This window comes from Fusicatenibacter saccharivorans (assembly GCF_027667425.1).
GTDB classification, from domain to species: domain Bacteria; phylum Bacillota; class Clostridia; order Lachnospirales; family Lachnospiraceae; genus Fusicatenibacter; species Fusicatenibacter saccharivorans.
This window is the reverse complement of sequence record NZ_JAQEGR010000023.1, coordinates 18,037-39,071: the sequence shown is the minus strand read 5'-3', so window position 1 is coordinate 39,071 and position 21,035 is coordinate 18,037. Positions and strand designations below refer to the sequence as shown.

The 21,035-nt window shown below is 37.1% G+C and carries 12 protein-coding genes; 3 read left to right on the top strand and 9 right to left on the bottom strand.

The window, feature by feature from the left end:
• From PGS38_RS16235 to PGS38_RS16195, 9 genes are all read right to left on the bottom strand, one after another.
• A partial coding sequence (locus PGS38_RS16235) for a transposase (RefSeq protein ID WP_270476431.1) occupies positions 1-680 on the bottom strand: 680 nt, incomplete at its 3' end.
• A gap of 660 nt (positions 681-1,340) precedes the next feature.
• The gene (locus PGS38_RS16230) at positions 1,341-2,000 is read right to left on the bottom strand and encodes a hypothetical protein (protein ID WP_118594469.1); all 660 of its coding nucleotides are present in this window, start codon (positions 1,998-2,000) and stop codon (positions 1,341-1,343) included.
• Positions 1,997-5,098: an AAA family ATPase gene (locus PGS38_RS16225; RefSeq protein ID WP_118594470.1), complete on the bottom strand. Its 3,102-nt coding sequence runs from the start codon at positions 5,096-5,098 to the stop codon at positions 1,997-1,999. The genes PGS38_RS16230 and PGS38_RS16225 overlap by 4 nt, the downstream gene beginning before the upstream one ends.
• 14 nt (positions 5,099-5,112) lie before the next feature.
• Positions 5,113-5,886, bottom strand: coding sequence for a hypothetical protein (locus PGS38_RS16220; RefSeq protein ID WP_118594471.1), 774 nt, complete (start codon positions 5,884-5,886; stop codon positions 5,113-5,115).
• Positions 5,887-5,898: 12 nt separating this feature from the next.
• The gene (locus PGS38_RS16215) at positions 5,899-8,370 is read right to left on the bottom strand and encodes a DEAD/DEAH box helicase (protein WP_118594472.1); all 2,472 of its coding nucleotides are present in this window, start codon (positions 8,368-8,370) and stop codon (positions 5,899-5,901) included.
• Positions 8,363-11,716: an SNF2-related protein gene (locus PGS38_RS16210; RefSeq protein ID WP_118594473.1), complete on the bottom strand. Its 3,354-nt coding sequence runs from the start codon at positions 11,714-11,716 to the stop codon at positions 8,363-8,365. Before PGS38_RS16210 ends, PGS38_RS16215 begins: the two co-directional genes overlap by 8 nt.
• 19 nt (positions 11,717-11,735) lie before the next feature.
• Positions 11,736-14,399 (bottom strand): hypothetical protein, encoded by a 2,664-nt coding sequence (locus PGS38_RS16205; protein ID WP_118594474.1) that lies wholly within the window; start codon positions 14,397-14,399, stop codon positions 11,736-11,738.
• Between the two features lies 1 nt (position 14,400).
• On the bottom strand, positions 14,401-17,511 hold the full coding sequence (locus PGS38_RS16200; RefSeq protein WP_118594475.1) for a UvrD-helicase domain-containing protein: 3,111 nt from the start codon (positions 17,509-17,511) through the stop codon (positions 14,401-14,403).
• A 38-nt stretch (positions 17,512-17,549) separates the two neighbouring features.
• Positions 17,550-17,747, bottom strand: coding sequence for a helix-turn-helix domain-containing protein (locus PGS38_RS16195; protein WP_118594476.1), 198 nt, complete (start codon positions 17,745-17,747; stop codon positions 17,550-17,552).
• Between the two features lie 464 nt (positions 17,748-18,211).
• On the opposite strand from PGS38_RS16195, the gene PGS38_RS16190 reads away from it, so the two are divergent.
• The 3 genes from PGS38_RS16190 to PGS38_RS16180 all read left to right on the top strand — a co-directional run bounded on the left by PGS38_RS16190 (position 18,212) and on the right by PGS38_RS16180 (position 20,994).
• A complete protein-coding gene (locus PGS38_RS16190) occupies positions 18,212-19,657 on the top strand; it encodes a ParB/RepB/Spo0J family partition protein (protein ID WP_117461868.1) in 1,446 nt (481 codons plus the stop codon).
• A 282-nt stretch (positions 19,658-19,939) separates the two neighbouring features.
• The gene (locus PGS38_RS16185) at positions 19,940-20,281 is read left to right on the top strand and encodes a DUF7768 domain-containing protein (RefSeq protein ID WP_003020223.1); all 342 of its coding nucleotides are present in this window, start codon (positions 19,940-19,942) and stop codon (positions 20,279-20,281) included.
• Complete coding sequence (locus tag PGS38_RS16180) at positions 20,281-20,994, top strand: antirestriction protein ArdA (protein WP_117461867.1); 714 nt, start codon at positions 20,281-20,283, stop codon at positions 20,992-20,994. The genes PGS38_RS16185 and PGS38_RS16180 overlap by 1 nt, the downstream gene beginning before the upstream one ends.
• Positions 20,995-21,035 lie beyond the last annotated feature (41 nt).

Sequence of the window (21,035 nt, the reverse complement as noted above, 5' to 3'; positions counted from 1 at the left end):
ACACTCTTTCGGCTGATTCCGCTTCCTTCAAACGTTTGGACCCGTCGATACACATACAGTTCTCTCATGTTGAAACCTATGATCATCAGGTTAAATATAACTTCTGTCGCTGTGTGACAATAACAGTGCTTCGCGTGATAATACGTTTTTAACTGATGAAATCCATTCTCTTCAATATCCCATCTGCGCTTCATCATCTCCCACAAGATTCGGTAGTCCGCATGTTCCAGCGTAGTCACAAGCCACATCCAGCATTCGCTTTCCTTTCCTTTTTCTTCCCATTTTTCGCGATATCGGACCACACGGAGTTTATGCGGGCTGCCAGCTATCTCAAATCCGGAAAGATCCCAGACTTCAACCCTCTTTTTTCCTATGTTAAAACTCTTTTTTCTCCCCTCATCCCTCTGGAACATACTTTCCGCATCCTGAAACAAAAGCCTTCTTTCATCTTTAAGCCGGATCACGGTTTCCATACCGCATTCCTTCAAAGCATTGATAAACGGCGCATTCAAGTACAGCGCATCTGCCACAATTACATCCGCAAAATGACCATGCCTTTTCTTTAAACGCCGAATAAGTCTCTTTGCACCTGTCAGTTCCCCTTCATCTTTTCCAGATCCATCCACCGGTTTCAGCATTTCCTGTCCAAAGATTACATAGGGTGGTTTTCCTACTGTCATACATACCACACTCCGATGAAAGTATTCTGTTTTACCAGCCCCATTCTTCCTGCTCAGGCATTCTGGACAGGATTTTTTTGTACTGCTGAACAATTCCACACCATCTATGCCTGCTACTACATAGCCGCCTATGGTTCCTTCCCGAAATACACGGTTACGTTTTATAATATCAACCGTTTGAGCATGAATTTCCTCGATTTCTTTTGGATCTATTCGTGAAAGAAGATCTCTGACCGCATCGACTTTTGGGATTTTTCCACGGATACAGTTTTTCAGCCGTCTACCCATACTTTCGGGCGCTGAAAAGACAGTATGAAAGCTTTCGTACTGCAGTATCAGAAAAATCAATACAGGCATAACAAGGTTAAACAACGGAATAGATTTTCTCTTTCTTTCATCCGATAACCCCTTGATTTTTTGCGGAATTTTGTATACACTTTTCATATAAGTTAGCAGTTTCTTCAATGCTAATTTTTCATTAAGGACACCTTCTTTCGTTTTTATGTTGTGGTAACATAATTATACAATAAAAGGTGTCCTTTTTGGTTGTTTATCCAGAAAAAACAGTAATTTTTCTTTCAATAAGGGAATTCCCCATTCTGCTGGATGCGCTCTCGGCAAAACGGGAATATTATTTTCTAAAAGCGAAATCTCTGGTTTTTACTTTGCTTTCACAAATGATATTCTTATTTTTCTTTCTAACTGTTCATCCCGAATCCAAGCTAATACTTTGTCATTTAAGTCTTGTAATGTTGCCCTACCAGAATTTGTATTCTGTAGAAATGCTATTATTTCGTCATCTAATCCCAACTCCATTATTAGATAATCAGCCTCATTTAGACCATTATGCATTGTTTTATATCTTTCTACATCCAAGTCCCAATTCTCTGCAGGTTGAATTTTTTGCAAACATCTTCCAACATTATCCGGATCTATCCCTCTGATAGCCTCCAAAGTACTGACTGTAGCACTTGTCAAATCCGCATATTGCTTCGACCATTCTTTTTTCATACTACTTTGAAGGGTCTTAAATGTATTATCTGCATTTATAATACCGTCCGGTGAAGCCAAACCAGAGGCAACAATTTGTTCTAAAACATTCATTAGCTCAGATATTGACATCAAAATTTCATGATTCTTTGGCACGCTAAGATCAGTATATAAATACACCATTACATCTACAAAATGATTTGCCTGGGTAAGTAATAAACGATACTTAGTGTCCGCATTATCCTGCATGGCTTTATTATTTTTTATTGCAGTTTTTTTCTGAAGATCCTGCATAGCTTTTGTCGTTGTAACTAAATCATCAAAGATCATACCTTCACCATCCCTTCAATCTTTTGTCTACTTTGATTAATACTTACCAGTTCTGCAGAATATCTATTATTATCAGCAGAATCTTCACCATCCGGTCCTAATGCGGCTTTTTTATTTGCAATGATTGTTTTCGCTTTCGCTATCTCGGTTTCAAGGGCATCTATAACATTGATTAACCGATTTATAGTTGTAACAGGATCCCCAGAAAATGCCATTATAATGGTTAACGGATCATCTTCATCTAGCACCGCAGCAATATCCGAAATAGCTTTTTCAAGAATTGACACCTTCTTAATTCCATCTAGCGAAATCTCTTTCACATTAACCTGCGCTTTATTGGCTTCCTCATAAAATTTTTTTACTCTAGAAATAAATTCTGTTAATTCATCTTCTCCTATCTCATTGTCTCCAAATGCATCATATATTCTCTGAAGCTTAGCTTTTCCATTTTCCAATTCAGATTTAGCAACACTTTCAATACGTTCCTCTATATCATTTAAGAAGGTATATGCATCTCTACGTTGTTTAATCCTATCGTCGTTTTGTTTTTCTTCAGGCTCAATGATAAGCCGGCTTTTCTTAACCTTTCCAAAAACTTTTGAAAGAGCAATTGCATCCAGAACGACATTCGTACTTGCGCCACCCTGCCCTATGTTAAAATATCTTCTCACTGTCTGTTGATTATTTACATCTGCACTCTTTTGAGACATTACACTAACTAAAGATTTCCATTCACTGCAATGTGAATTTGATGTTGCTTTATTGGGCTTGCTTGCAAGTAAGGTCTGCAAATTAAAATTTTTTAAACTTTTTTCTCTAAATTCACCTGCAAGGATAGTCCGATATATTTCCGCTGCCACAGCCGCCTCAATATATTTTGTTTCAATTCCGCTTTTGTACTCTGATACCTTTGTTACCAACGTTTTCTTAATAGATTCTGTCCATGTCGTAATCAAATATGCATCAAAATCTGCGTCCGGATAATTCCAACTTTTATTTCCATATTCTTTCCAACGAATAAAAGCAAGAATAATATTTATACTATTCCAATTGGCAGGCAAAACATAGAGCCCTTCCTTTTTAGTTTGACCTTCAAGCGCTACCAAAAGCACTGCAGAATCTTTAACTTTTCTTGCATTATCCATCGTTATTCCTTCTACCTGCCAGTTAATTGCAGTAAACAGATAGTCTGGAATCTCATCATATATTGCCGAATGCACCGTTCCCGCTGCTCCTACCGTAGCAGAAATATCAATTTTCTTTTCATTCGTCCATTTTGTAAGTAGCGTATTAGCATCATTGACCTTTTTAATCTTTGCTGCAGAAACGACAATTTCACTTGCATCAATACTAACTTCAGATGTAACTTTGGGTGTTATAGCATTGTTTGAGGCTTTCTTTTGAGGTGAAGTTTTTGGTGCTTCAACCTTATCCATCTGCAAAACTGGAAAACTAAAATCATCATACATATCTTTGCTAATTGCTGAAATATATATTTTTCCGTTTTCTTCGTATTGATCCGGGCTTCCATTTCCCCATACGCTCATAAACTTAAGTAATCTATCCGCTGCATCCTGGTCGTCTAATTGCGAATGAATTCTAAAACTTAGCGTAGTATTCACATTTACAATCTTAACATCTATGCTCGGAAAATTTTCTTTATTAAAAATAGCATCACGAACAACCGGTTCAATAATATCACGGATAATATATCTTGGTGTCTGATGTCCTTTTTCTAACACATTATTATAAAAATACAGAATACTGTTCTTAGTAAACGGATAAATATTTATCTTTTTCCCATGTCCAACATTGATATATTCCCAATTTTTTCCTTCAACAACATCATGAATAGGATAATCCTCTGGATTAGCATGACCATTTACCCAATCAGATATAATATCTTCATTAAGGGACATTGTATTCACGTATCTAGCAACAAATTCATACAGTCCATCTTCATCAAGAACATCACTCGGAATATAAACATATTTTGTAATTCTATCCTTATGATTATCCTTAAAATTATGTTGTAAATAGTTATTTGTAGTACCTACAACAGATGAAATTCTACAAAGACTCTCTCCATCTCTTTTACCTGTATGTTCTTCAATTAATGCATCAAGCAATGCAGTATCTACTCCAGTAAAAGAAGTTACATCCTCAATAAAAAGAGTTAACTTCTTATCTAATCTGAAGAGTTCCTTTCGAATATCTAAAAATATTTGTTTAAAATCTCCCGGCTCAATGCCCGCACATCTTTGAATGACATCATTTCTAAACTGGTTCAAATAATCTGCAATCCTCTTCGCTGTAGTTGCTCCTTTTTCATCAGATAAAAGTTCTAACGCCAATCTTTCCGCTTTTCGATCACCACCAGCACGCTGAATGCTCTCATATAAATCTTGGGAAACTAAAAAGTCTTCTTTTTCAAATTGCGCAATTGTATCTCTATCAACCGTTGAATGCTCTGCTATCTTAGAATACATTCTTTCGATTGGACCATTTTTTCTTAATAGAAAATCATGCACAATTTCGTTATTAAGAAAAGCCACTACCTTTCTTTTCATCACATTCCCCAATAGAATATCATGGTCATCCAAATCATGGTCGACTTCAATGATAAAATTGTGATAGATCAAGTCTTTTAACTTATTTTCTTCAACGGAAATCGATGCTTTCACCAAGCGCTCGTATATTTCCTTATTACTGATTCCTTGCACTTCCGGTTTTTCCAGTAATTGCCGGATTGTTCCCTTTAAAGTATTATCACTACGCCTAATAAACAGTACTACTTCATCTTTAGGTTTACTCTGTTCATAACGTGCTGCAAACCATCTGATCAAATGAGATTTTCCTGTACCACTTTGTCCGTATATAGCTATAAATTGATGTCTATCTTCCGGATTAAGGATATACTTTTTAAAAATATCCTCTTCCGAAAAAGACTTTCCACCTGTTGGAGCGATATCAAATTTTTCTAAAACTTTTAATTTTTTTATCGCTACGTGGGTTGCCAGGAAATCTCCTTCAGATGTAGTAATAGAGTCCGGTCTAGCTACATATGATATTCTCTCTTTTGCTATTTTAGAATTCATAAATCAACCTCTCTTTACATAATGGTAATATGTGTAATCGTCGAATCATTCGAATAAGCTTTCAAAGGATACAATGTCCACATGTCTTCTTGATCATGAATGTGTTCCATCTTTATTTTCCCCGCATCCTGTAATGTTCTTAGACCATTTGATACTCCATAGTTGAATTTTTTAGCTGCAATGTCTGACATAACAATATTTGCCATAGGCGTAATTGCATCTACAAATTCACTTACCGAATACATTCTTTTCTTTTCTAGATTCGTGGAACTGATCACATCTTCCAAAAAAACATTGGCGTTTGGAATTACGAACATTTCTTGTAAATATCCAAAGCCTAAAAATGACGCCCAAAATCTCCATGCTCTCATAGCTACCGCATCTACCGGCACACCAGTCATTTCGCTAAACATCGGACCTAAATTTGCAATGTTCTTATCCTCCTTGAAAATGTCATTTCCCTTATCGAAATACGCATTTGTAACCAAATAGAATTGTCCTGTATCATACAACTCCAAATGAGAGTTTATATACATCCTCATTGATTCTATATTTTTTACGATCTTTGGATCAACTGCCAGAGAAATAAGATCATCCGATATTGTAACGAGACCTAATTCTTCAGCTGCATTTTTATAATCATTAAAATATACCGACCCGTTCCCTAAAAATTCTGGTTCCATTTTGTTTTTCAATTCACTTGAATATATGGATCCTTTTTCAACGATTTTGCACAACGCAAATACTCTTTCCGGAATTGCAGTTGTAACCATTTTTTCTTTAAACATTATCGTTCCTTTCTATGTGTAGACTATGTTAGGTTGCAAGCTTGGTCCATCCACAAGTTCAACAAGTGTCTTTCCCGCTTGAACAATATACACATCTTTCTCAACTATATGAACAATCTTAGTTGAAGCTCTTCCACATAAGTTATTCTTAACAATCACATATTGTTCCCCTATTTCATTTTCTTCTTTAGGATAGATTACTGCAATCAACCCAGAAATGAAATAGAATCCTCTCATCTTAATTAACTGATACGCTTCATCCAAACTGAAAATCATCATGTTTCTGTTCGGCTTTATTTTCAGCAATATATTCTCTCCGTTAAAGTGATCCGGAACAATAATCAATGATACGCCTTTCTCTACCAACTTGCTTATCAGATTTTTCTGATCGCTTTCATCGGCAACGACAATCAATTCATTAGCTGTTCCAAATAGAGCCATCTGTTCATCTGATAAAGTTTTTAATGGTTCAGATACTCGATTTTTAAGTGGAAATTTAGGCATATCACCTACAATTACTTCACTATGTGCATTACATCCCGCACAGTATTCAAATACTTTGGAATAAGTATCCGTAAACAATTCAGATATACATTCCTTGCAATTTTCCCGTACAGCATTTGATATTGCATTATAAGATCTACTGTAATAGTTCCACTCTTGTTCACGTATCTTTTTAATATATTCAACAAGTTCATCATCCACTATTCGAAGTCGATCATCTTCAATTTTAATCAAAATCATATAACGGCCATGATCAATCTTGACTTCAAGAATCTGAATCATATTATATCTACGCAAAAAGAGAAGTACGTACACATTCCAGTTCATATCAGCATCACTTGTCGGAGAATCATCAAATTCATCCACCTCTGCATAATTGGGTTTTATGGATGTATCTATAAAAACCCTATTGTCCGATAATCGAACAGACTTTCGATTATTATATAAACTATCCCATCGACCGATTATCTTTTCAGATGTCAATACTTTTTTGATAATACGATCCCTACCGATTGTTGTATCTTCTGGTTGTAAGCACATTACACTTAAGCACGGCAAGCAGTCTCGCCCCCCTCGCCCTAATTCCTGATAATAAGTGTTTGCATTTTGTGGAATATATGTATGAATAACCGTCCTAACGTCACTCTTATCCACACCTACCCCAAATGCTGAAGTGGCAATAATAATCTCATATTCGTTATCTACCCATTCATCTATCAATTTTTTTCTCTGTGATTTCCCGGTCAATCCAGTAAATGTTCTCACATTATTGATTCCAACATTCGCCAGAGACTTCTTAATATTATCTGCATCCAAAGGTCTAGCCACATAAATAATCATAGGATGTGGTAATTTTCTTACCATCTCAATTAAACATTTTTGTTTTTCACTGTTATTTCGCAATCGAACAACACTGTATCTCGGTTCGTGTCTAAGTGCATCACATCTGATTTCAATCCATCTTCCGGATACTTCAAAAAAGTTTTTTAGTATTTCTACACATTTATCCTCGAAAGTAGCTGATAAGAGTATTGTTCGCAGAGATGGATTTGTCATTAATAGCATATTTCGCCAGGCCTCTAGACACTGATAGTCCACTCTGAATGCTGCCCCCCAATCAACAACAATGTGGGCTTCATCTATCACAATATTTTTTAAGTACCTGTCTTTGTTTGCCTCCCTAATCACCTTTGCAAATGCTGGATTTTCCAGAAGAGCTTCTGGTGAAATGAAAAGCATTCTAGCATTCTTTTTTTTAATTGCAGATAATATAGGTTCTGCATCAACTCCACTTGAGTACGAAAAGATTTCTCCATCCTTATTATCTCTTTTTATTATTTCTTTTGTTACTCGTTCTTGATCAATCGCTAAAGATACAGTAGGTACAATAACTATTGTTAATCCTTCTTTTTGAAAGGCAATAGTCTGTGTAATAAGACTCTTACCTCCACCAGTAGGTAAAGATACCAGTGTTGTAAATCCTTCTGGTGTATTTAACGCACCATATACTGCTAATTTCTGACCTAAAGACTTAAATTTTGAATACCCTGTCAGATTTAAAATCATTGGATCGGTAGTCAAATTATCATTATCATTGCCTGATTTCTTATTCTGAATTTCTCTTAAAAAAGCCTCTTTGACGAACTTCTCATTAACATCAAAAGATAGTTGGTATGATGCGAAATATTTACGTTCTACATCATCGAATGATATTCCAAATTTGTTGTTTTTTAGGAATTCATTCTGATTTATTCTTACTGATACATCAAAAGTAATAAGAAAATCTCTTAAGGCTAATATGTAATCATTCTTGAAAATATTATTTTTCTTATATAACGAATACGCCTTAGTCAACCTTTTTGCGGTATTCAAGTAAAACCGTTCATTGGCCGTTTCTTTCTCTCCGTACTCTATTTGAATATAAAAAATTTCGTCATTTATAAACTGCTCCGTTTCACTTATGATTAACTCTTTATTCATTACGCTCCCCAATCATCATTATAAAAGAAACAGATTCCAAATGGATTTTTGGATGCTTTATTGCATCTAATACTATTTTTTGCGTCTGTTTTAATTGCTCAATGCCTTCGTCATTTAATCCATAAAATTCGCTATTTGCGACACGTGCAGACAACGTTCTTTCCATTTCTTCTCTAGCACCTCGGATATTTGATCTTTTCTTTAATATCTCTAATGCTTTTTCGTGAGAATATTTACGAGCACTTAGAACATAATCTTCCCAATTTTCTCCACCAAATTTTTCTTTAAACCAATCTATATTACGGCCTTTGATTGTATCTTTTAAAAATCTAGCCTCATGACTTCTCTTTCCCAAATGTACTAGATTCGACTTGGCGTTAAATCCACGATTAATAATTTCTGTATATTCTCTAATAATAGTCTCATCATCTAGTTCGTCCACATTACTAATTGAAACAGGAATTATAACCTGTTCTGAGAATAAATAATTACGATAAGGACTCATTGCATATATCGAAACTCCATTATCAAGCAAATACGAAGTGTCCGGTGCAATCGACCAGGTAAATATCAAACCAATCCAGTTAATCCTACAAAACGTTGCGAACGCACTTGAGCACCCTTTGCATGAATTAATTGCATTATCAACAATACAGTCAAACACCTCATCGCCAGGTGCAAAAAAATGCAAATAATCATTTTCAATCGCAAGTTTTCTTGAGAATGTTCCGCGTATTGCTCTGTCTTGTGTTTTTCTTGCCATGCTTTTATCATAAGCATTCTGAACATTCATCAGAAATTGATTCTGTGCAGTATTCAGGTACTCATCCCAACGTGGTGGTATCAATTGTGAATTAATGGCAGCTTTAGCAGAAAACGAAGTTGCAGAATACGTAATCTCCCCATTCTTTTTTTCACTTCCTCGAAATCCAGCCAAGCTTGCCCAATTAGACATGGTCGAAGCAAACAATACATTCTCATTTTGTGAATAATATTCTATTAACTTTCTTAATTCTGCATACATAGGGCGATATATAAATCCCGCAGCATCAAAGTTTTGCTCTTTTCTTATCGCATCCCGCATTGTAGTTGCAAGTTCTACTATTTTAGGTATTCTATCGAATAATCCATATTTGAAATCATCATTAATTGCGGATATTATTTCATCATTTATTTCTTTCATGATAATTTCCATTCCACTCAATGAATGATTAAATATCTTCAAACCATCCTTGAAAAAACTAAATAACGCTTCTTCAAAAGTATCCTTGGTATGAACAACAACAGAGTATACAACCGGTCTCGACATATCTCTTTCCAGTCGATCTAATCGTCCTATACGTTGTTCAATCGCGCTTGCATCCCACGGAAGATCAATATGAACAATGTAATCTGCACATTGAAAATTACGTCCCTCGCCACCTGTACTGTCACATAACATTATTCTACATTCATCTTGAGTTTGAAAGCGATATGCATTCAACTCGATTTCTTCTGTCGACATACTAGCCCCAAAGAAACTTACTTCTTCCTCTGGAAAAACTTTTGTCAGCGCTTTCCGATATACATCAAATGTTTCTGCATAATTTGTAAACAACACAATTTTTTGATCATAAAAATCATCATACAATGCATTTATTACTATAACCAATCTTGAAGCATAGCTATCTGCATATTTATCCGGATCATCCAAAATATCATTGATGTGGTCAACATTGAACTGTTCTGATTCTAGCCATTTTCTAATATTATCTAAAATACTCCCGTCCATCTTGCTTGATTTAGCCTGCTTGTAAAAAGCCCAAGGTGAACTAAAAAATCTGGATAAAAGTGGTTTTATATCTAGTTCTACATCTAGTATGCCACTCTCCAATCCTTTAATAATCCAATGAGCAAAAACATTATATGACAATTGTTCATACGGGTTCCCTTCGTTATCTGTCAAATATGTTAATTCAATCAAATCTCTGCTAGCCATCAGTTGAACATCTTCATCTGTTGACTCTAAGATTTTCCTTCTATTTCGGATGATATTACTTTCAATCTGATAATTGCTACATATATATGAAATAATAACTTTTATTGTATAAACACCTAAATCATCATTTTCATACTTAATTTGTTGCAATAACTCATTCAATTTATCATCATCTAATTCATCACATATCTCTTCTAAATCCTCATGTATTTCCTCAAACAATTCTTCACATTCTTCAGAATCATGTGCACTTTCAGCAAGGCTGTTTATTTCTTCTTCAAAATCTCCAAGATCATCTAAAATCAAAGCAGTTTTTTGAATTATTTTACTCTGTTTAGCAATAAGTTTTCCAAATTTTTCCACACTAAAGGAATTGTATTTTTGCGGTAAAAGGAGCCTTAATAAATCCAAATATTCTTCTTTTTTCTGCTGAACCGGTGTAGCACTTAATAAAAGTATATTTTTTGCTAGTGTACTTATTTTATGAAGCTTTTCATATTCACTCTGTGAAAACAAATATTTATGCACTTCATCAACAATTACAAAATCCCAATCAGTAAACAAATCCTTTTCACTAAGTTCCTGTAATGTTTTTACTGTTACAGAATTATTATTTTTCCCCATTCCATTAGGTATATTGAATTTCAATAACAGTTCTGAAATCCATTGTTCTTTTAATACTTGAGGAACCACAATCAATGCCTTCTTATTACTCTGATTCATAGTATATATCTTGTATACTGATATAGCCTCAATTGTTTTTCCCATGCCTACTTCGTCAGCTAGCATATATCGACATGGTGACTCCTGCAGGCATCTCATAATCGTATTAACCTGATGTGGCATTAAATATATTTTTGATCCAGCCAATTCTTTAAAACCATAAATAGAATTTTCAAGAATATCCATACTTTTTGCCACAACAGCCCTTCCAAGATACCATGCTGGATTTTGGAACTCATAATTTTTCAACTGGACGCAAGGATCTACCTGACCGTTATTAAAAGCAGCTATAACGTCAGCCTCTGGCACCTTAACAACACTCGTGTCATCAAAGTTTTGAATATAGTACTTATAATAATCATCTTTGCATTTTTGACATGATAATACTTTATAGCTGGATCCCTTATACACAACTATCGATCCGATAAAAAAACTGCATCTATCTACACTTCCTAATGGCAATTCTATAACACCCTTCGGTAAATCTTCAAAAAATAGAAGATGCCCAAATGGATCATGAACTTTGACCGATACAGTCCGTTTAAACTCATCAATATTAATTATTTGTCCGCATACAAAAATTCGTGGTTCATACATGCTCTCTTGATCCGCTGGACATCTAACATACATCTTTGTTTTTAACATAATCGGCCTCCCCCTATCGTTATTCTATGCATGCATAATAATCAACACATATTTCTCTATTTGTGCAGTATTTACACCAGAGATTGGTACTGCCACCAAATCCAAGTTTCTTTAATTTTTCTTCTGACAACTCTTCTTCTATTTTCTGCTGATTTACATCTGGAAACATATCTTTTAATACGTCTTGATTAAATTTCTTTGGATCTTTCAATTGCTTACATATAAACAATTCACGTATCATCATAAATTTCAGATCATCTTCTGATAAAACAAGAAAAGCTTTTCCATTGTTCAATCGATTTTTCACATTATTAATGATATCAATTCTATTTATATTAACCGCAAATGGGAAATACTTTTTTAGCTCATCATACAACTCATTCAGTTTATCCAAAAGAAGAATTTCACTATGTGGAAGTCCTTGCAGGCTCTCTTTTGTTTCATTTTCTATCCAAACTTCCAGATACTTTGCAAGTAAAAAATTATCTTTATATATTGTATTCCCTTCTACAAGGCTTTCTAATAAAAATCTTTTTTTACATATCTTAAATCTATAATAATCACAATTCTGATATTTTCCAGAAATACCATTTTTAATCTGTATGCCTGAAAGTGGCTCCATCTTATGATTTATTCTTCTATCTATATTCCGCTCTTTTTTTACCCCGAGAATTTTCAACAAATAATATGGTTCTCTTTCCTGATCTCCATCCCTCTTTACGAAACTCAGTTTGTAATTTCCCCTGTTAAATTCTAGTCCATAAATCAGAGCATATCTTTTAAAATTCTTATACTCTTTTCTAGCTTTAACGTATACCTGATATTTCCAGTCAACTGGATTTTGTGCTACTTCAAAGAAATCTCCATTTAACGGCCAAGTGAATTCTCTCTGCTTAACAGAATTAATATCTTCATCCGTTAGACAAGCAAAATGCAATATGCTGTTATCCCTTTCCTTATAAGTTCTTAGCACATCACCATCAATCTGCTCAAAATTACGAACAATCCAATTGGCACTTTTCCCTGGTTTGCTTTCCTGAACCAAGTACAATGACATAGTAGATTTAAGACATTCAAAAGATGCGGAAGCATCAATATTTTCCACCTCATCCAATCTAGATAACACCCTGCTGATTATATCAGTAAACTCTTCTGACAATTCTCGTTCTTCAAGGATTTCCTCTTGCAGATATTGTTTTAGTTTTTTATAAAATCTTCTAAAATTACTTGGTCTTTTTTCAAAGTCTTCATAAAAGAAAGAAGCTAATTCTTCAAGTTCATTAAGTGCCTCTTCTAACTCTTTTAACTCAATCGAAGAAACTGAATAATAAGAAATGTGTCCAAGATACTCTTGCCTCTTCTCATCTGAGACATATTTTTTATTTTTCCTCACTTTCTTTATTCTGGACAGCATATCATCAATTGACGCACATCCATCAAACAGCGCCTCTAATTTGCCAAATGTTGACACCAGTCTTCCTGTTGTTGCCTCCGCTAAAATTCCAGCCCCTAAACATTCTCTGATATCATTAATATCTGAAATAATAATGCCATTTGTTTCTGAATCCCACATATTGGCAATTGCGATAAAGAAATGTCCTAATGGATAATTTAAGAATTGCCGTTCTCCGAACTGTTCCGGAAAATATACTTTCAAAATATCATTGACAGAACTATCTGCTGCGTAAATTTGTTCTTTCATTGCATTCATTGGATGTTCTGGATCTTTCTTTTCTGCATCCTCAAATACTTTAGCTACGTAACTTGCGAATTCCGTCGTATTATCAAACTCTATTATTTCGTAGGGCTTTCTGACAGAAATATCTTCCTTGTGTCCACCTATAAGTTTACCTATGTTATGAGCCAATAAATTTCCATCATAACTTACCGCCGAAACATCTACTGGATAATATTCAATGCCATCAAAATTTTGTATCTCGCAGTCAAATGCAGAATAAATATCAATCCATGTCTGATATATATTTTTATACTGTTCCTGATAATTAATTAATAAAATTACTTTTTTATATTTCGCTATCTCCTCAATAGCTCTCAACAACAGTGGCGAAAACTGATGTACTCCATGAATAACAATGTGATCCAGTGTTTCCACTTCTATCTCATTTTTCGTAGAAGAATTATCTTTTGCTGTGGTCATAGCTTTGATAATTGCTTTATTTATTTGCTCTTCTGTAAAATCCTGCTCTAAACAAAAATCTTTCACCTTCTCAGATGCTCTAATTTTCTTATAAACAGATACTATAAATCTTTGTTCTGGTGTTAAATATTTGTCTACAATATTTTGCGGCTCCATCTTCAATTCAAACATTGTACGTATACTTGTAAAAACCTCATCCCTATTAAATAAAAATGATTTTTTTACATTATCCAATTCTATTCTTGATATTCCTGTAATATCCGAAGAATTAACAATAATATTATCGATATCTGCATGCTGCTTAACAGCACACGCCGTTCCGTTCCATTTCTCATACAAAACATCTGTAAGGTTTTTAACGGTAGTAACACGTCCTATTTGAAAAGCCGCTCCATAAACCACTTTCAGACCATTTACCAGTGTTTGCGCAGCACAGAAATATGGACATGAAGATATTTCCTTCCATAATTCTTTATTTTCTTTCAATTTATATGGATCGCGATATGTGTATATAATGACTGACATATTATCCCTCCAATAGTGATCCCCAACTAATTTGCGGAGTACTATCTATATTATTAATCCAAATGCAATTCCGTATCGACCTTGTCAATGCAACATATAGAATCCGGGCTTCTTCAGCAATTTGCTCATCGACTTCCTTACCCTCACTGTAATTTGAATTTCTTTCTCGAATACCATTTTCAAACAATACAGTGTACGACAAACTATTATCGTTATAGTTTGTCTCTAATTTAACCTTTTTTATATCGCTTATATCCTCGAAAGTATATGGTAAAATCACCGTTCCGTATTCTAACCCCTTAGATTTATGAACTGTACTGCAAATCACATGCACACCTTCATCGTCAACTTCTACTGATCTTGAAAGTTGTCTCTGACCGGTCAAAATATTTATCCCAAGATATTCAATAATCTGATTCAATGTCAATGTATCTACATGTGTAAATTTGATCATTTTCTCCATCAAATACTCATGATTAGCAATGTATAATCTCTTCTTCTCCGGAATCTGAGTATAGTTATCCCAAGGTCTCAAAGATTCAATTATATTCTTTAATGCATACAGAACCGGTTGCGTATATACCTCATTCAAAACACTTTCCCAACTCATATTCATCCGTTTTACAAAGAAAGCATTTAATATATTTTTTAATTCTTTTAGTTTTTCTTTCTCAGACATACAATGAAATTTTTGATAATCAAGTTTCAAATCCGTATAATTGGATTCAATAAAATTCACCAAATAGACCGGGCTAGTATTATGGCTAATAGCTAAAACTAATTTATACAAATCCAATGTTGATGGCAGTTGAAACAAATCGCCGCCAGTGCTTATTTCCACATTAATATTCTTTTTTGCCGCTGCCTTTACAACATTTTCAACTTGCCAATTACTTCTAACCAAAATAGCAATTGTTCGTTCTTCTTTACTAAGCGACTTATTTTTCATCAGTTCTTTTAGCTTTGTAACTTCTGAAAGAATAGTTTCATTCAGCAATTCTAGAATCTTCTCATTCTCTTTGCCATGACAAGGCAGTTCAACCAACAATTCATCATCCTTTGCATCTGAAATAACATCACTCACTAACCGATCTGCTTTTCCAGAATATGGCAATATATTCTTACTCCCCATTTTCGCAAATATTTCATCAAACAGGCTGAGTAGTCTTTGATCTGTACGATAGTTACGATTTAATCTATGGTGGCTCCACTCCTTTTTCTTGCCATTCTGAAGTTTTTGAAAAGCATTCAATTTAGCACCTCGAAATCTATAAATGCTTTGCTTTAAGTCACCGACAACGAACAACTTGCATTCCGCATTGATGCCTTTTTGCAACTTCTGAAATATTTCAATCTGTACGTCATCAGTATCCTGAAATTCATCAATGAATAAATATTTAAGATGTAAATTTTTTAATTTTTCACATCCCCCTGACAATATTTTTTCCAATTCAATAACGCTTTCCTTTAAGTCAATATTGTTACCATCTCTCAATGTTTCCAAATACAACTCTTCTGCTGGAAATACAACTCTTGTAAGCAATTCATTAAAATACGGAATATTATTATCAACAGTGACGCCCATTTCGGATGTTTTTATTTGTTCCAAATTAATACTCTTATCAAAAAGCCTATCCGCAATACTCATAAGTTTCTTTTTTAAATCATAGATTGGAATAGGTAGTTCATTTACAAAATTTGCATTCTCACATTCTTTTTCTTCCAGGAATTCACCCAAAAACAAATCATAGGTTTTTCCTCTCTTATGTTCATTTTCTGTAATTCTAAAATTGGTTCCCAGTCCCGTATACAAGGATTCTCCTCTCAAAATTCCTATAGCAAACTTATGGATTGTTGAAATATTTGAACGATCAATATCCTCTACAAATTTGAGATATTTTTCTCTTCCCGTTAATACAAAATAGTTCACAAACATTTGCTTTAATCTTTTTTTCATATTAATTGCTGCATCATTTGTAAACGTCACCATTGCTATCTCATCTGCTATATTGGAAACAGCGTCCACTTCTTTATTACAGAGATATGCAATTCTGGAGACCATCGAAAATGTCTTTCCTGTTCCAGCCCCGGCCTCAACTAAAATGTCATGCAAAGTAGATGCGTGCTCTACTTCGTATTGCTGCAGATTGAATGCAGAACACTCTGAAAGCGTTCTTAACACATCGTATGCTTGAGGTGTTACTTTTCCTTCTTTAACAACAATTTTTTCAGAACATTTTGCCCCCAACGAATCAATGTGGTACAGTTCAAAATTAAATATTCTAAAACAATCATCATCTTTCTCTTCTGAAATTCCCTTGTAATATCCCAAATATAAATTATTTTTTTTATAATCCACGTTACGTTTTCTTAAACCGTCATTTAAGCATCTAATAATATTTTTGTAGCAAGCACCATCCTCAACAAAAATAATGCTTTTTACACCCATAAAATAAATATCAATCATCTCTTCAACTTCTGTTATATTAGGCATATCCGGTATAATATACAATTTCGAATAGGGTAACACCTTGCCGTCTTCAACATTCTCTTTAATATCGGGTTCTAGGCTTCTTCTAATGCGAAACATTAAATCATAAGAAAAATCAGAATGTGGAATAACGCTATTGACTTGAAAAACATTGATTATTTTGTTATTTAACCGTTCGCGATCCTCTAAGTCTTCTTTAAAAATAGTATATTGTTCCTCCGAAATAATATCTAAACGACTACTTTCATACTCGGCTTTACTGATAAATGGGTAACATACCATGTCTAAAACCAATGGGCTTACATTATATTTCTCGCTTATTTTATTGAGTATGGCAAATCTATAAACTCTCGCTTGCTTTTTGGGCGATGTCTGTGGCCTCTCATAACCTTCTACATCAATATTATCAACACCGTTTACTATAATCTTTTCAGCAAGCCACTCCTTAACCTCAATTACAACAATACCAAGGTTTTCTGCCATAACACAAAAATCATACTCTCTACCATTGATTTCTCTCTGGTTATACACAACCATATCACTGGGCAAGTATTCATTTAATTTATCCCAAACTTTCCCTTCCCCTTTGAAGGATGGTTTTTCATCAATCATTTTTGCCATAATAAAATCCCTCGTTTTATCTATTTATCTGAATCGTCCTAAATAATTTCTATTACATCATCCATTTTACAATCAAGTGCCTTACATATTTTTGCCATAACTTCAACCGTTACATTTTCATTATTGGCCAACTTAGTCATAGTGCTATTTCCAATTCCGGCAAGTTCCCTCAGATCTTTCTTTTTCATGTCACGATCAATTAGTAATTTAAATAATTTTTTATAAGATACGCTCATTGTTCCTCCTGAAGCTCATCAAATGAACACTTCCAAAATAAATTAGTCAAAATTACATATATTAGCTACAGTATATCACAGCATCGTCTATAATGGGTAAAAATGTTGTGGATTGGGATTTTAATTTAAAAAATATCACCGAAACATAACTTTCTTCAAAAATGTGACATTTGAAATCAATATTTTAGGTGGCAAGCATAAAAAAATAGAGGACACTTTTCTCAAGCACCCTCTACATTCTTCAATACTATGATTACTTCCTATTAGGAACACTGTAAATACAAGGCTTTTCGGAGCCTACAAATCAGAAAAAATAATATTTGATCTATCACATTACGCAAAAAGCCGTCCGGCATGAAAAACGGGCGGCTTTTTTGCGTGGATAGACGGAAAGGAGGCACAAAAATAACTACAAAATTTTAGCGTTCAAATTTGTGCAACTTTAACGAAAAGGAGGATCGTAAATGGCCGATGAAAAACTGAACACAGGCCCTGCGGAGAATACTTCCCCGGAGGCCGCCGGGCCTATCACCACACCCGAACAGGCCGCAGCGTCTGAGCCCCGGCAGGAACAGACCGGGCCTGCCATACCTGAGTCCGGCGATGTGGTTGTGTCCTTTGACAAAATCAATGAGCTTATGGCGGAAAAGAGGCAGAATGCCCGCGCCGAAGTCGAAAAGGCGGAAACCCCCGAAACGCCAGAGGCGGCAGCCCCCGGAGAAACACCGCAGCCCGCCAATACGGAGGAACCGAAAAAGCCGCGCCGTGGCCGTCCGCCGAAAGCGGAAAAGGCTGCGACTGAAAATCAGAAAGCGGAGAAATCGGCTGGGGCCCGCAAGGGCCGCCCACCCAAGGCGGATAAGGCGGCCCCTGACAAGCCCAAGCCGTCCAAACGAGACAAAGTGTCCCGAAGTGATGGAAAGGCTCCGGATGCCAAGGAGCCCATTAAGCCCGCACAAGATACGGCACCGAAGGAGACTGTTGCGGAACAGACAGCTCCCGAGCCGACTACACCGCCCCGCCCGGTTGAGGAAGGCAAGCTGGTTTATCTGAAACTTTCCGAGGTTCATCCGTTTCACACATTCCGTCCGCACCCCTTTAAGGTACGGGACGATGCGAAGATGCAGGAAATCGTTGCTTCTATCCGCGTAAATGGTGTAATGGTTCCCGGTCTTGCCCGCCCGGAGAAAGATGGAAACGGCTATGAAATTGTAGCGGGTCATCGCCGTACCCACGGCAGTGAACTGGCCGGGTTGGATGAAATGCCCTTTATCGTCCGTGAAATGACCGACCACGAAGCGGTTCAGGCCATGAAGGACAGCAACAAGCAGAGGGATCAGACGCTCCCCAGCGAACTGGCCGCCCTGCTGGAGCTGGAAGTGGAGGACATCAAGCACCAGGGCGGGCGGCTGAAAGGCGTTGCGGAAGGCGATGTCGGGAAACGCTCGGTTGAGATTGTGGGCGAGGCGCATGAAATGAACTATAAAAAGGTCATGCGCTACTTGCGGCTCAACTCCCTTGTGCCGGAGCTTCTGGACAAGGTAGACGATAAAAAGATGGGCTTCATGCCTGCCGTGGAGCTGTCCTACATCAAACCGAAAAATCAGAGGCTTATCGCTGTTTCCATTGACGGGGAGCAGGCATCGCCCTCACTGGCCCAGGCTAAACGGCTCCGGGAGCTGGATAAGGAAGGCAAACTCAATGGCGATGTCATTGACGGTATCTTATCAGAACAGAAAAAGGAGGATCGAGGCGTGATTATTTCTACTGCGGAACTGGAAAAGTATTTTGGCAAGGAGGTCACTCCCGCCAAAATGAAAGAACAGATTATGTCCCTGCTGGATGACTGGAAAGAAAAACAGCCGCCGGAGCTGGCAAAAGCCCCGAAAAAGCAGGAACTTGACAAGTAACAACTTCGAGACACTTTGTCCCGAGGGCCCCGCCCTCGCGCAGAGGCTCTGGTGGTATATATACCCGTCGCCGCCTGTTTTTTAGTACAGCCGGGAGTGGGCCGTCAAGGGTGCAGCGCACCGCCGTTTTCGGCGGCTCGCCCTTGACGGTCTGCCCCGGCTGTGCTATTTCCCCGGCAAGCGGCGGGGGTATATCCTCCAGAGCCGCCCCCTTTCCCAAGACTGGGAAAGGGCGTGGGGTTTGGGTTGAACTTTCTTATTAAAATATCGGAGGTATGAACGATGAAACGACCCCTTGCTTATATCACCGCTGCATGGCTCGGCGGCGATAGCGAAAACGCAGAACTGGCGGCGCAGTATTGCCGCACCGTGTATGAGGCAGGCTTTTCTCCTATTTGCCCGCCCCTGTACTTGCCCTTGTTTCTCAATGATGCTGTTCCCGAGGAGCATAAAAGCGGCATCGACATGAGCCGTGACCTGCTCCGCCGTTCTCATGTGCTGGTTGTTTGCGGGCACAGTATGACCGAAGCCATGAAAAATGATATTGCCGTGGCCCAGCGGCTGGGAATTACGGCAACAACCCTTGAGGGCATCCTGACCGTCAAGGGACAGGGCCGCCGCTAATGGCAACCCTGTTTGAAGCCTACGTTACCAACGTCGGAAAGTACAGCGAGGGCCAGCTTGTGGGTGAAACACTGAAATTTCCCACAACCGCCCAGGAGGTGGAGGCTCTCTTGAAACGGATCGGCGTGGATGGCGTCCGCTATCAGGAAATTTTTATTACCTCTTTCGATGGGGATGTGCTGGGGCTCTATGACCATTTGAGCGAGTATGAAAATCTGGACGAGCTTAATCATCTGGCCTGCCTGCTTTCCGGGCTTACCTCATCGGAGCTGGAAACACTGGAGGCCGTCCTCGACAGCGGCGATCACTGTTCTTCGGTGCGGGACATCATCAATCTGACACAAAATCTGGACTGTTACGGCTTTTACCCCGGCGTATCCGATGAGGAAACGCTGGGGCGTATTTATGTGGACGATCTGGAAATGTTGGATGTGCCGGATCAGGTAAAACCGTATTTCGATTATGAGGCGTATGGCCGGGATGCCTGCATCCACGAAAACGGCCATTTTGCCCCGGGCGGCTATGTTGTCAAAGAAAGCGATCATTTCGTGGAAGTGTATCACGGCTTGCAGGATATTCCCAAGGAGCATAAGGTATTCTCTTTCCCGAAGCTCTCTATCCGGGAGCAAATGGCCGCTTATCAGGAAATCATAGACGGTTCTTCTTTGGAGGGCTACCGTCAAATGCAGAAAAAAGACCGTGGGGATCGATGATGGCACTTCGAGACAAATTGTCCCAAGGAAGGAGGCGGTGT